Annotated in this window: 14 protein-coding genes and 2 pseudogenes; 11 read left to right on the top strand and 5 right to left on the bottom strand. The window is 35.7% G+C overall.

Annotated elements, in window-relative coordinates; translation table 11 throughout:
- Positions 1-225 precede the first annotated feature (225 nt).
- The 4 genes from CCK98_RS14350 to CCK98_RS14365 all read left to right on the top strand — a co-directional run bounded on the left by CCK98_RS14350 (position 226) and on the right by CCK98_RS14365 (position 5367).
- Positions 226-1182, top strand: coding sequence for an L-lactate dehydrogenase (locus CCK98_RS14350; protein ID WP_373408492.1), 957 nt, complete (start codon positions 226-228; stop codon positions 1180-1182).
- 237 nt (positions 1183-1419) lie between these two features.
- On the top strand, positions 1420-4020 hold the full coding sequence (gene ppsA / locus CCK98_RS14355) for a phosphoenolpyruvate synthase (protein WP_088087209.1): 2601 nt from the start codon (positions 1420-1422) through the stop codon (positions 4018-4020).
- A gap of 245 nt (positions 4021-4265) precedes the next feature.
- Positions 4266-4592: a YnfA family protein gene (locus tag CCK98_RS14360; RefSeq protein WP_088087210.1), complete on the top strand. Its 327-nt coding sequence runs from the start codon at positions 4266-4268 to the stop codon at positions 4590-4592.
- A gap of 148 nt (positions 4593-4740) precedes the next feature.
- Positions 4741-5367, top strand: coding sequence for a bifunctional 2-polyprenyl-6-hydroxyphenol methylase/3-demethylubiquinol 3-O-methyltransferase UbiG (locus CCK98_RS14365; RefSeq protein ID WP_088087211.1), 627 nt, complete (start codon positions 4741-4743; stop codon positions 5365-5367).
- Between the two features lie 639 nt (positions 5368-6006).
- On the opposite strand, the pseudogene CCK98_RS14370 reads toward CCK98_RS14365, so the two are convergent.
- Positions 6007-6090, bottom strand: a pseudogene (locus CCK98_RS14370) (YjcZ family sporulation protein); the annotation flags it as partial.
- A gap of 82 nt (positions 6091-6172) precedes the next feature.
- Here CCK98_RS14370 and CCK98_RS14375 point away from each other — a divergent pair.
- Positions 6173-7399 carry a phosphatidylserine/phosphatidylglycerophosphate/cardiolipin synthase family protein gene (locus CCK98_RS14375; RefSeq protein ID WP_088087213.1) on the top strand — a complete coding sequence of 409 codons (1227 nt, stop codon included), beginning with the start codon at positions 6173-6175 and terminating at the stop codon, positions 7397-7399.
- Between the two features lie 498 nt (positions 7400-7897).
- Here CCK98_RS14375 and CCK98_RS14380 read toward each other — a convergent pair whose 3' ends face one another.
- Positions 7898-8131 (bottom strand): DUF3892 domain-containing protein, encoded by a 234-nt coding sequence (locus CCK98_RS14380; protein ID WP_088087214.1) that lies wholly within the window; start codon positions 8129-8131, stop codon positions 7898-7900.
- A 314-nt stretch (positions 8132-8445) separates the two neighbouring features.
- Positions 8446-9450 carry a DUF3231 family protein gene (locus CCK98_RS14385; protein WP_088087215.1) on the bottom strand — a complete coding sequence of 335 codons (1005 nt, stop codon included), beginning with the start codon at positions 9448-9450 and terminating at the stop codon, positions 8446-8448.
- Positions 9451-9635: 185 nt separating this feature from the next.
- Here CCK98_RS14385 and CCK98_RS14390 point away from each other — a divergent pair, with 185 nt between their 5' ends.
- From CCK98_RS14390 to CCK98_RS14400, 4 genes are all read left to right on the top strand, one after another.
- The gene (locus tag CCK98_RS14390; protein WP_256942554.1) at positions 9636-9965 is read left to right on the top strand and encodes a GNAT family N-acetyltransferase; all 330 of its coding nucleotides are present in this window, start codon (positions 9636-9638) and stop codon (positions 9963-9965) included.
- Positions 9966-9976: 11 nt separating this feature from the next.
- Positions 9977-10069: a hypothetical protein gene (locus tag CCK98_RS36270; RefSeq protein ID WP_256942346.1), complete on the top strand. Its 93-nt coding sequence runs from the start codon at positions 9977-9979 to the stop codon at positions 10067-10069.
- A gap of 279 nt (positions 10070-10348) precedes the next feature.
- Positions 10349-10525, top strand: a complete 177-nt coding sequence (locus CCK98_RS36275; protein WP_256942602.1) for a hypothetical protein — start codon at positions 10349-10351, stop codon at positions 10523-10525.
- Complete coding sequence (locus CCK98_RS14400; RefSeq protein ID WP_256942347.1) at positions 10462-10953, top strand: LysE family translocator; 492 nt, start codon at positions 10462-10464, stop codon at positions 10951-10953. The genes CCK98_RS36275 and CCK98_RS14400 overlap by 64 nt, the downstream gene beginning before the upstream one ends.
- Positions 10954-11713: 760 nt before the next feature.
- On the opposite strand, the gene CCK98_RS14405 is transcribed toward CCK98_RS14400, so the two are convergent.
- Positions 11714-11794 (bottom strand): YjcZ family sporulation protein, encoded by an 81-nt coding sequence (locus CCK98_RS14405; protein ID WP_269320614.1) that lies wholly within the window; start codon positions 11792-11794, stop codon positions 11714-11716.
- Between the two features lie 86 nt (positions 11795-11880).
- Positions 11881-12012, bottom strand: coding sequence for a sporulation protein YjcZ (gene yjcZ / locus CCK98_RS14410; protein WP_088087217.1), 132 nt, complete (start codon positions 12010-12012; stop codon positions 11881-11883).
- A 487-nt stretch (positions 12013-12499) separates the two neighbouring features.
- Between yjcZ and CCK98_RS14415 the strand changes: the two genes are divergently transcribed.
- Together CCK98_RS14415 and CCK98_RS14420 are read left to right on the top strand one after the other, a co-directional pair.
- Complete coding sequence (locus tag CCK98_RS14415) at positions 12500-12742, top strand: hypothetical protein (protein WP_088087218.1); 243 nt, start codon at positions 12500-12502, stop codon at positions 12740-12742.
- 568 nt (positions 12743-13310) lie between these two features.
- Positions 13311-14147: pseudogene (locus CCK98_RS14420) on the top strand (cupin domain-containing protein); the annotation flags it as partial.
- Positions 14148-14246 lie beyond the last annotated feature (99 nt).

The raw sequence follows: 14246 nt of genomic DNA on the forward strand, positions 1-14246 counted from the left end.
TTTTTGTGCCGAGTTTTTGCATTTTTATATAACAAAAGCTATGTCAAAAAGTTTGTCATTTAAGCTTTAAATATAAAAAAGCACATCAAAAATCGAACTTTTTTTTCGTTATAATTATAGAAGATATGAGGACTTCAAGAGTGTAACGGTGTTAAGGGTAAATTTCCCTATCCAGGGTGATACTACTTTTATGTGAATAATATAATTACATTGGAGGAAATTAGAATGCCAAAAATTAATAGGGTAGCCTTGATTGGAACAGGTGCTGTAGGTTCAAGTTATGCCTTTGCATTAATCAATCAAGGAATTGTCGATGAACTTATTCTAATTGACATTAATTCAGAAAAAGCTGAAGCAGATGCAACTGATATGAATCATGGGATGATAGCTGCACCACATCCTACAGATGTTAAATACGGAACATATAATGATTGCCATGACGTTGATTTAGTTGTAATTTGTGCAGGTGTTGCTCAAAAGAAAGGGGAAACACGTTTAGACCTTGTTGATAAAAACTTAAAAATCTTCAAAGGGATTGTTGACAGTGTGATGGAAAGCGGGTTTGATGGAATCTTCTTGGTTGCAACAAATCCTGTTGATATTCTTTCTTATGCTGTTTGGAAATACAGTGGGCTGCCTAAAGAAAGAGTTATCGGTTCTGGAACAATTCTTGACACAGCTCGATTACGTTACAACCTCGGACAATACTTTAATGTATCACCTAACAATGTTCATGCTTATATCATTGGAGAACATGGTGACAGTGAATTACCTGTTTATAGTACAGCCAGTGTAGCAAACACAAATATTCTTAAATTGATTGATAATAACAATGAATATTCATTTGAAGACTTAGATGCAATCTTTATTGATACAAGAGATGCAGCATACAAAATTATTGAAGGGAAAGGGGCAACATATTACGGAATAGCTATGGGGTTATTACGTATTACTAAAGCAATTTTTCGAAATGAAAATGCCATACTTCCTGTTTCAGCCTACTTAGATGGTCAATATGCTACTAAAGATGTTTACATAGGTGTACCTTGTGTGGTTAATAGAGAAGGTATTCAAAGCATTATTGAACTGGAACTAAGTAATAAAGAAAAAACACTATTCAATAACAGTGTTAAAACATTGAAAGGAGAGATTTTAGCCAAATACTTTGATATACAACTTTAATAATGGAACAAGAAATGGATGAGTTTCAAGTTACTGTAAGGTAAGATCTAGCTATTTTTTGAAAATTGAACTTTAACTCCTCTTCTTCCTAATATAATTATAGCATATTAAAAATGGTCAAAATAGACTGTTTTTTCTCATTTTCTACTGCTAAAATTCAATAGAACTTGAATTAGATGAGTGGGATAAATATATCAAAGAATCCAAAAGAAATATAATGGGTAGGAGAGATGTAGAATGAGTTCTTTGGTTCTCGGTTTTCAGGAAATGGAAAAAACACAGCTTTTGCTCGTTGGTGGAAAAGGGTTAAATTTAGGGGAATTATCAAAAATTCAAGGAATACAAGTACCAGAAGGATTTTGTGTTACAACAGTGGGATATCAAAAAGCCATCGAACAAAACGAAACGTTTCAAGCTTTGTTGGATCAACTAACAAAGCTAAAAGTAGAGGATCGAGATCAAATTGGTGAAATCAGTAGGAAAATTCGACAACTCATTATTGAAGTAGAAATTCCTTCAGATATTGCGTGCGCAGTTGCTCACTATCTCTCCCAGTTTGGCGATGAACATGCTTATGCAGTGCGTTCTAGTGCGACTGCTGAAGATTTACCACATGCCTCTTTTGCTGGTCAACACGACACCTATTTAAATATCATCGGAAAAGAAGCAATCTTGCAGCATATCAGCAAATGTTGGGCTTCCCTATTTACGGATCGTGCGGTAATCTATCGAATGCAAAACGGATTTGACCACAGTCAAGTTTATTTATCGGTTATCGTTCAAAGGATGGTTTTCCCACAGGCTTCAGGGATTTTATTTACCGCTGATCCGATTACTTCTAACCGAAAGCTGCTATCAATCGATGCCAGTTTTGGACTTGGAGAAGCACTGGTCTCTGGCTTAGTATCTGCCGATTGTTATAAAGTACAGGAAGAGGAAATCGTCGATAAGAGGATAGCAACCAAAAAATTGGCTATCTATGGACGAAAAGAAGGCGGAACAGAGACCCAGCAAATCGATCCTGATCAGCAAAAGACTCAAACACTTACTGAACAACAAATATTACAACTAGCAAGCATCGGAAGACAGATCGAAGCTTATTTTGGTTGCCCACAAGATATCGAATGGTGTTTGGTTGATGATAAATTTTATATTGTCCAGAGTCGGCCAATCACTACGCTTTTCCCCATCCCTAAAGCGAATGATCAAGAAAATCACGTCTATGTATCTGTCGGTCATCAACAAATGATGACAGACCCTATAAAACCATTGGGATTGTCTTTTCACCTGTTAATAACTCCTGCACCTATGCGGAAAGCTGGTGGAAGGTTGTTTGTTGATGTCACACATCAACTGGCTTCGCCTGTCAGTAGAAACATTTTATTAAATGCTATGGGACAACACGATCCGCTCATGAAAGACGCACTTATGAACATCATTGAGCGTGGAGATTTTATAAAATCGTTACCAAATGATATTAAAGCACCGAGTCCCAGCAGAGGCAATACAGATATGCTGGAACAAATTGAAAACAATCCATCAATCGTTTCTGATTTGATTAATCGTAGCCAAACATCTATAGAAGAGTTAAAACAAAACATTCAAACGAAAATACGTTCAGATTTATTTGATTTTATTCTAGAAGATATACAGGAATTAAAGAAGATTTTATTTGACCCACAAAGTTCAGCTGTATTTATGGCTGCTATAAATGCTTCAACATGGATCAATGAAAAAATGAACGAGTGGTTAGGTGAAAAAAACGCAGCAGACACGCTATCTCAATCTGTACCAAATAATATTACTTCGGAAATGGGTCTAGCACTATTGGATGTCGCAGATGTGATTCGTCCTTATCCAGAAGTAATTGATTATTTACAACATGTAAAAGATGATAACTTTTTGGATGAACTAGTTAATTTTGATGTTGGACAGGAAGCTAGAAACGCTTTCAATGCATTTCTCAACAAATACGGAATGCGATGTGCCGGAGAAATCGATATTACTAGAACACGATGGAGTGAAAAACCAATTACACTTGTCCCCATGATTCTCAATAACATCAAAAACTTTGAGCCTAATGCCGGCAATCGGAAATTTGAGCAAGGGCGACAGGAAGCTTTGAAAAAAGAACAAGAGTTATTAGATCGATTGAAGCAATTGCCGGATGGTGAACAAAAGGCCAAAGAGACAAAACGAATGATCGATCTAATCCGGAATTTCATCGGTTATCGTGAATATCCAAAATATGGCATGATTAATCGCTACTTCGTTTATAAGCAGGCTTTACTGAAAGAAGCCGAACAACTCCTAAAATCCAACGTAATTTATGAAAAAGAAGATATATACTATCTCAATTTTGAAGAACTTCACGAAGTCGTACGCACAAATAAACTGGATTACCAGATCATCAGTAAACGAAAAGATGAGTACAAATTATATGAAAAACTAACTCCCCCACGTGTTATCACGTCTGATGGTGAAATCATTGTAGGTGAATACAAACGAGAAAATCTCCCAGCCGAAGCTATTGTAGGTCTACCTGTTTCTTCCGGAGTTATAGAGGGACGTGCTCGTGTCATCTTAAATATGGAAGATGCTGATTTAGAAGATGGAGATATATTAGTCACCGCCTTTACTGACCCTAGCTGGACACCATTGTTTGTATCCATAAAAGGCCTAGTCACCGAAGTTGGTGGACTGATGACACATGGAGCAGTTATCGCACGTGAATATGGCTTGCCAGCAATTGTCGGGGTAGAAAATGCTACCAAACTGATAAGAGACGGGCAACGAATTCGCGTGAATGGGACAGAAGGGTATATCGAAATATTGTAATTGCTTAATACCTTACAGTATGAAGAATGATGTATAGAAATCTTATCTTTTGTTATAGATAAATAATTTTTATGTTTGAAGGTTTTTTGTTCAACTAATGGGTGCGATACTTCAAGATGAAGGTCGCCTTTTTCTTTTTCCACAGAATATATTGTGAAATGTTGTACTTAATGTAACGAAGCAGGATAATTGAATAAGAGTATGTTTTACTTTGAATATTGATTAATGGTTAGGAAGTGGTCTGAATTTTTAATGCAATTGTTTTGTTTATTCTTGCAGGATTAGCTGAAATTGGCGGAGGTTATTTAATTTGGTTATGGTTAAGAGAAAGTAAGCCGGTTTATTGGGGAATAAGTGGAGGGATAGCATTAGCTTTATACGGTATAATAGCTACATTTCAAACCTTCCCTTCATTCGGTAGAGTTTATGCTGCTTATGGTGGAGTGTTTATAGTGCTATCTGTTTTATGGGGATGGGGCATAGATAAAAAAACACCCGATTTATATGATTGGGTGGGTGCAGGAATATGTTTAATTGGTGCTTCGGTAATCTTGTTTGCACCACGTCAATAAATTTCTTATTAAAGTAATAGTGCAAGAGTTGAAGATTAGCTGCATAAATGTGGGTTAAAAACTCATTATGTCTTTAATTAAAATAAACATTAACGTCAAGCAACATAGTAGCCAAACTAAAATAAAACATAAAGGAGATAGAGATATAATGGAATTCTGGGAATCAAGTTTTATAGAAAAACAAACGATGTGGGGATTTGAACCTACAGACTCCGCAATCTTAACAAAGGACTTTTTCATTGAAAGGAATGTTAAAGATATACTAGTACCAGGTATTGGGTATGGTAGAAATGCAAAGGTTTTTATTGAAAATGGAATAAATGTTACTGGTATTGAGATTTCAAAAACAGCGATTGATTTGGCGAGGCAAAATGGGCTTGATATTAGTATTTTTCATGGTTCAGTGACTGACATGCCTTTTGATAACAAACTTTATGATGGAATATTTTGTTATGCACTTATTCACTTATTGAATAATCGTGAGAGAGATAAGTTTATTAATGATTGCTATAATCAGTTAAAGCCAAATGGATATATGATTTTTACAATTGTTTCAAAAAAAGCCCCTATGTTTGGTAAGGGCAAACAATTGGATAAAGACTATTTCGAGATAATGGAAGGCGTAAAAATGTTTTTTTATGATTCTGACTCCATAAAACAAGAATTTGGAAAATATGGACTTGTAGAGTTTTCAGAAATTGACGAGCCAAGTAAGAACATGAAAAATAAACCTCCAATAAAATTTATAATTGTAAAATGTAAGAAAGAAATATAAAGATAATCATAAAAAAAATTAAAAAAAGTGAATTGTTAGGAGATAGGATGTGGATATGTTAACGGCTGCTTTCCTTAAATTAAAGGAAGCCTTTTTTTTATAGATGGTACGGTAGTTGAATATGTGGAACACACATTTAGTTACTATGTAAAGAGCAAATATTAATCTTAGTTGGGCGAATACATAAAAATGCTTCACACAGCATGTTGATCCTGTGCAACAGTACTTGAGAAAACAGCATAAAAAAAAGATTGTGAAGAAACGTACTTAAAATAACGGGTGCAAGAGTTAGAGATGGAGATCGCTGCGGCGATCTTTTTGCTTGTTGAACTAACGAAGCAGGTTAGCTGAAGAAGGGTTAACTAAAGTTAAAAGCGGAAAAGTGCAAAAGTGAGTCAGTGAAAAGATACAATTTTCTTCTTCACTTTTGTACTTTTTCTATGCTTTTGCTTGTTGAAGATTTGGATAATAGAGGGAAATTTAGGAAAGATATCTGTAACTCTGTTTAAACGAATGGTAGTTATATTATATGGTATGGGATTAATGTTGAACGGTCGCCGTAACCATATCATCCATAGCCGTTACCACCATAACCATATCCGCAGTAACAAAGCATTTAAAATCCCCCATTTTTATAAATTAATAATATCTTCGACCAACAAAGGCAGAACCTACGATAATAAGTGGAATAAACAGTACAACAATTATTACGAAACTTCCGCTCCATGGAGGGCTAACGGGATAGTTTTGTCCCGATAACATAAACTAACAGAATGAAAACGATAATATATAAAGGAGATTACATATGCTGAAAAAGATACTGAAAATCCTTCAAGTACTCCTAATTGTATTTATCGGCGCATGTTGTGTTTTGCCTGTTTGGGGTAAAATTGACAGAACAGCAGCCGAAAAAAGGATGGTATTTGACCAGCAGCCCATTCAATACCCGATTCGTCAAAGTAATATTACTATGTATACGGACGGGAAACAGTTAAACAATCAATTTTTCTCAGATATAAGGAAAGCAAAATATTACGTGCATATCAACTTTTTCTCTATTGCTGATGATAAAGTAAGTCATCAATTTCTAGATTTATTGAGACAAAAAAGCCAGGAAGGTATAGAAGTATATTATGCAGTGGACAGGATGGGTGGAATTTTACTAAAGAAAAGGGAAAGAGAATTATTGGTTAAAGCAGGAGTGCATTTTACGTATTACAATAAGCCTGCTTTTCCTTATCTTTTTGCTTCTTTGGATCGTCGGAATCATCGCCGTATTTCAATTATTGATGGAAGGATTGGGTACATTGGCGGATTTAACATCGGCAAGAAGTATTTAGGAGAAAAAGTAAAACTCGGTCACTGGAGAGATTATCACCTTCAAATACGAGGAGAAGGAGTTCAAGATCTAGAACATCAATTTGTGTTAGACTGGAAGAAAAACACAGAGCAACAGATTCCTATACACAGCGCGACAAAGGAAAAGGGAGCAACCTCGCATCGATTTACTGCATATTATAGCGGAGAAAAACTTGGGCAAGATTATGCAATGCTGTTTCATCAAGCAAAAGAGTCCATCATTATAGTAACACCTTATTTTATACTAAATGACAGAACTATTTGGAACTCATTAATGGATGCAAGAAAAAGAGGAGTTCGTGTTAAAATTCTGTTCTCACCTCATTCGGATGCACTGTTAGTTAAAGAGGCAGCGTATCCATATATTCGAAAAGCATTAAAACAGGGAATAGAAGTATACGGTTATAAAAAGGGAGTGATACACGGTAAAGTATTCTTGATTGATAAAAACGTATTGATGGTAGGGACCGTAAATTTTGATTCGCGCTCGTTTCATTTAAATGAAGAAATGAACTGCTATATCCATGACCCTGTCTTTATTTCTAAAATAAAGCCAGTCATCAATGAAGACATCCAAAATTCAAAGCGAGTAACATCCTCTGACGTCAATCAATTATCTATAAAAGAAAAACTGAAAGAAAAGTTTGCAAAAATGATTGAGTATTATTTGTAAAAACTAAGTATTTTTATTTTAAGGAGTAGTAGACTGCATTTTATTAGAATAAATTAAATTACTGATACTAAAATAGAATGCTATGGAGAGGGAACGTTGTTTCCTTCTCTTTTTTATTTAGGCTATGTAAAGGGGTACTCCTTTTTACTACCATTTAAGAACGATATTTTCTTACATATTCTGTGTTGAAAATGAGCTTCATGGATGGCGAACGGGTGCTTTCCTTCATTAAAAATCAGCTTCATGGATGGCGAACGGGTGCTTTCCTTCATTAAAAATCAGCAATGATCTTCAACTAACCGGTGCTATAATTCAATAAGCTAATATATAGAAAAATGCTCAGAGTTTATATGCTCTGAGCATATTTTTATATGCCGATTATTTTGTTAATTTTCTTGTTAATCCTAATGTTAATTCTCCCTTGATTTTAACCACTAATTGGAATTTTGTACTTCATAATAGAACCCGTTACTAAAAGACTCTTTTTTAATATTTCCGTCAGAACTGGGGGAGATTATCAAGGTTGTTGGTCGGATCACCGTCCGGATTGCTCCGAAGATGTTCCTCTCCATCGCCACCCATGAAAACATTGACGTTTACAATTAACCCACTTTTTGCCATCTGTTGTGCTTCTTTGTAATCAACGACTTGACCGTTTGACAACTTTAATTCAATAATATCGTCATCTCCATTCTTACGGACCGCGATGACAGATTCTTGACGTTTTTCCATAATTTCGCCTCCTATATATAAGTAGGATGACTTAAAAAAATAAAAAAATTCATATTTTATGAACCATGCAGCCGAAGATTAGCTGTGTAAATCTTTAGCCAAATGATTGCGGACCTAATTTTATAAATTAATCAATTCGTAGTAGCGGACGCTTTTATAAGTATTTAACACATTTTATTCCTTTTTATCGATAAGTATTGTACTTAAACTATCGGGCAGTTTAGTTGAAGAAGGAATAGCTACTTTATGTTGGAATTATCCATTAAATTAAGAAGCTAATTAAAAATATACCCCTCACTAATGAGGGGTATATCTTATTTATCTTGTGCCAGTTCTTTTCTATTGGGAGCAAGTGGTGGCTGTTCTAACCACTTGTTTTTCACCATAATATCGAACCAGTTTTTGGTAACTCCTAATGTTTTTAGAATTGCTTTTTCATAAGCTACAGCTAGGTCTGTTCGCATGGCTCCTGCTAGACCTGTCCCGTAATATACTTGTGCAGTTTGAGCCAAGAAACCCATATGATACAACATTAATTTATCTGAAAAAGGAGAGTCTTTTGACGTTGTAACCTCTGATTCCCACGACATTGGAACTGGCAAATTATCCTTGTGCATTATTTTTGAAAGTGCTTGTAGGTTTTCATCTGCGGTTTTTTCTAATTCCTCAAAAAACTTTCTTACTTCTTTCGATTCTGTGACTTGACTGAATCCGATTGAAAGGACCTTTGCCATAATGCCCTTTTTAATGTTAAGAGAAATACTGATAATTTCTGTAGCAGATAAAAGTCTCCCTTTTCCGAAGAATCCATCAGTAAAATCTTTGGTAGAAATAAATTCAGGGCTCTCGTTAGGATAGAAATAGGGGTCTCTTTGGAATATTCCTTTTTTAAGCAATAACTCAATGGTTAAATCGTACATACTTTTTGCATCATTATCACATGAATTGTAAAATTCCCGTAGGTCCTTTCTGACAGAAACACTAAAAGCAGTGGTATGACCCAACAAACCATGTATAGTCATAATATGTAAATAATTTAAGCAGAATGTGTCAGAAAACAATCTCTCTGCACTTTTATTAAGGTCGGACTCAGTAAATCCAATGGGAACTGGAAATCCATCCTTCTCAATGAAGGAAACAAGCTGCTTCTTTTGCTTTTCCCATGTCTCAATGGCTATTTCAAAAACTTTTTTTATTGATTCGTCTTCTAAAATAGAAATCATATACCTATTTACTATCTCGGCCATTGTTCCGTTTACATACTCCCCCCATAGTGTTCCTATTTCAGAAGATGTAAGTTTTAAATTATCATTTTCCATTTGTTCTCACCTCCTCAGTATTTTTTACTAATAGAGAAATAGGTATGCATTTCTTTGGAATTAAACCTTTTAGATGATTAGTTGAGTAGTTTCTTGATGAACTAACGGGTGCTTGTGTTGAAGATCCAGTTGCAAGTTTTGGGACTGAGGAAGGTTTTGGAGATGAAATTGCTTATATTAATCGGATAAGAGAAAGAGTCAATAAATTCGCAAATGGACAGGTAATCATTGAAGAAGACAATATATCAATTGGGCAAATGGAACTTCAAATTCTGGAATTCGATGGGAAGGAAATTGGCTATGTAAATTTATTCTATCTTACACCAGAATATCGTGGTAAAGGGCTTGGAAAGGAATTAATTCGCTACGCAGAAAATTTTTTCAGAAAATCTAATGTTTCTAAATATCATTTGCGTGAAGCTCCTACTAATCAAAGAGCCATTCATTTATATACTAAGTCTGGGATGGTCAAATTAAGGGAAAGGGTGCCTTCAGAAGATTTAAGGACAAATTAATAGATTTTGAAATGGAAGATCAATGGTATTCATACCGGGACGAGTATTTTAAACAAATTGCGTTTGAGTGGTGTCAGGAAAATAAAATAAACTTTATTGAATAGAAAAGAAAAGGAGCGATTACTGAACAAAGAGTAATCGCCTTTTCTTATTAAGGTAAAGGGGAAAGTTAGGTGACTAACAGATTTTTCTTGTTGAACTAACGTGGCAGGTTAGTTAAAGAAAGAGATGTTAATAACAACATCTCTTTTTACTCCATTTCTTCTTCAGTTTTCAGCATTTCTTAATCGATGATGTCCACTAATTCTTGAATACTGTACATATATAAAACAACTTCTTTTTAACATCTTCTATAGATACTTTATTTGGAAGGATACCCACCTATGGAGATTCTTGTATTTTTGAAAGGTTTAGTTATTGGTTTTTCTATTGCTGCTCCTGTAGGACCTATTGGTGTACTGGTTATTAAAAGAACGTTTGGAGAATATATGGTATTGTGTCGGGAGTTGGGGCAGCAAGTGCGGATGCAGTTTATGGACTTATTGCAGGGCTTGGTTTAACCTTTATTACAAATTTTTTTATAGGTCATCAGTTTTGGGTTCATTTAGCAGGGGGAGCATTCCTCTGTTATTTAGGAATAAAAATAGCAATATCTAAAGCATCAGAAAACCCTGCACGAGTCCAAGGTCAGCATTTATTTGGGGATTATACCTCAGTTTTTCTCCTTACTCTGACAAACCTTATGACGATAATATCTTTTGTTGGCATTTTTTCAGGATTGGGACTCACTCAAGTTAATGTAGGATCAGTGGTCACTTTGGTTTTAGGTGTATTTCTTGGTTCAGGAATTTGGTGGCTTATACTCTGTTTTGTTGTGGGGCTTTTCAAGGAAGTTCTCAAAAAACAAACCTTAATATGGATTAACCGATTATCGGGTCTTATCATTTTTTTATTTGGAATATATTCCTTTTGGGGTTTATTGCACTAACGGGTGTAAGAGTTAGATATCCGAGCTGTCATTTAGGCAGCTTTTTTACTTGTTGAACTAACTAGCAGGTTAGTTGAAGAAGAAATCGAAGTAATTAAATTTATTTTTCTTTTATCAGAAAAAAATCTGCCTCGACGTTAAAGGCAGTTTTTATATTTTGGTGCTTAATTTTATTTTTCCTTAAGATCGGCATCTATGATGCTACTATCTTCGCTATCCTCATTTGAACGGATGTTTTATATTTAGCCTGTATGACATTTTAAATATATCAGAATACGAAACTATTGGTAATGATTTTAAATGCTGTCATTGGTCAAATTTGTAAGCGGATTACAGCATAAATAATATTCAGGCTATTTTGTATGAAGCCTTTTAATAAAAACTCTGTTAAATAATAATGTTGATAATTACTCAAAACAAAAAGGACCCATTTAGGTCCTAGAATAGCCTTCTTCAGCCAGATTCTTAGCTCAATAAGAACAACAGCCTTTGATGGCAGCAAGTTCTTACCATAGGCCTATGGAAACACTGTTTAAATCATTTGCTTACTAGAATCTACGTCTTCTTCTACTCTCTCTTTCGAGTTCAAAGGGGAAAAAGGGAAAAAAAGGGAAAAAGGGGAAAAATCGTCTTCTTCTAAAGTCATCACGAAAAAATCGATCTCTTCGATCAAATGGCATTTGCTTCATCCTCCTTTCATTTCAGAAGTCTATATGACAAAGGGACAGATTAACTTAACCCGCCCTTTGTTCCGTACAATTTAGTAGCCGCTCATGAAAGAAGTCCCGACAATGATAAGCAGAATGAACAATACAACGATTAACGCAAAAGCACTTCCCATTCCATCACCCATGTATAACGCCTCCAACTATTCTTATTTAAATTTACTTTACTCAGCCAAAATCCTTCTATTTGGTTTATCAAACATTAGCAAAAACTAGAAAGTACGATGATTAGCAGAATGAACAATACAACGACTAATACAAATGTACTGCCGCCATAACCGCCGCCATAACCATAACCGCCGCCATAACCGTAACCGCCACATAAGCCCCACATATCATTTCACCTCCTATTGGAATATCTGAAGGAAAAAACTCTCACTATGTATATATATTTCTTAAGACAAGGATGGATTGGACAATTGTCATAATGGTTAGGACAAAATATGCGTTTTGCTTAAACAATTTCTAAAAATAAAAAAGCGTCTGCAATACATGCAAACGCCTTTTCTGAGGTAATTATATATGTCTGGCGGGCTTAATAATAACATATGCACTCAGATTAAAGCTGAATGGGACAAGTGCTGATTATTAAAGCCAAGCCCAAAGGGTTTTTTTATTTTTATCTTTTGTACGCACAGGTACATACGAAGAAATAAAACCCACGATATAAAAAAGCATTAACACTAGTACCATGAGGAGTTATGACTATACCGCAATTAAAATAACAGCCAAGAAGACACTTACAAATAGGCAAATATCTATTCCTCTTTAAAAATGGACACATACACTATTTTTGAAACAATTTGAGGAGGAGATATAAAATGGAAAGAGATTTCTTTGGAAGCGGTATGGGTTATGGAGGTTATCCTGGTTATGGCATGGGTTATGGTGGTTATCCATTCCATCATGGTTATGGTGGTCACCCGTTCCATCATGGATATGGTGGATATCCATTCCATCATGGATATGGTGGATATCCATTCCATCATGGATATGGTGGATATCCATTCCATCATGGATATGGCGGCTATCCATTCCATCATGGATATGGTGGCTGCTGTTAGAGATGGCTCTTGCTAGACTCTTTAATTAATATTAGTTAATTTTGCACATGACATTATTTTAAAAATGAACATTTGTCTTATCGGGGATTTTTCCACTTATCCTGCTATTTATGTCGGGAAAAACCGTTTTAACAATTGTACCAGTAGTGCAAAACGGCGATATGGTATGATGTGGAAGCAGATGTTAAGATCAAGGTAAACGCACAAAATGGGTGCCAAATGGGTTAAACAGGCTAATCAATAATATGAAAAAAGAGCAAATGAGATTAGCCTGATTGCTCTTTTTAAGATTCTCAACTGCATTTTTATTGAACTGACTGTTGATTTAACGAAAAACCAGTGCTGTCTAAGTGGCAGCTTTTTCTTATTATGTTAACGTGGCAGTTTAGTTGAACAACAAAAATTTTAGAAGTGGTTTCTAATATTAATTTTAAACTAAGGGAGCATTTCTTCATTAAGGGATGCCCCTGTATATTTTATCAATAGGCACAGTAACCATTGGAAGCCCAAGTCATACACTATGAAAAAGAATTTTCCCTTAATAATCCCATAAACGAGGAGCGTAATGATGGATAAACGAACTGTTAATCAAGTGGGTGGGAACGTGCCTCAACCTATCCGAAGTAATGGAGCTGGAGGGATTGACTCAGGCCCGCGTAATATTATGCGAGATATCCAAAATCCGAATATGCTCGTCCCACCTATTACAGATGCAGGATTAGTTCCTAACTTGAAATTCTCATTCTCAGACACTTCTATGACATTAAATCACGGGGGATGGTCACGGGAGATCACCGCCAGGGAACTTCCGATAGCGACTACTCTTGCTGGAGTAAATATGAGCTTAACGGCCGGCGGAGTACGTGAACTTCATTGGCATAAACAGGCTGAATGGTCTTATATGCTGTTGGGACGGGCACGTATAACCACTGTTGACCAACAAGGACGAAATTTTATTGCCGACGTGGGTCCTGGTGACCTTTGGTACTTTCCCCCAGGTATCCCACATTCGATTCAAGGTTTGGAACATTGCGAATTTCTGCTCGTCTTCGATGACGGAAACTTTTCCGATCTTTCCACCTTATCCATCTCCGACTGGTTTGCACATACTCCAAAAGATGTTCTGTCGGCCAATTTTGGAGTACCAGAGAATGCGTTTAACTCCATTCCTTCTGAACAAGTATATATCTATCAGGGGGAGGTACCAGGTTCATTGGAAAGTCAAGAAGTCCAGTCACCCTACGGAGAAGTCCCTTTAACCTTTAAGCACGAGCTGTTGAAACAAACACCTATCAAAACGCTTAGTGGTAGTGTACGAATTGTGGATTCTTCCAACTTTCCAATTTCAAAAACAATCGCAGCAGCACTCGTTGAGATTGAACCGGGTGCAATGAGAGAACTTCATTGAAACTGATAGGTAAACTAGCAAGGATTTTTGTAGGAATAGCACGACGAAACGAGTCTTACTGTCCAAATAAAGTCCAAGTATTAGTCCCTTTAGTAG

The sequence above is a fragment of the Bacillus sp. OV166 genome, assembly GCF_900177675.1.
Taxonomy (GTDB): Bacteria; Bacillota; Bacilli; order Bacillales; family Cytobacillaceae; genus Neobacillus.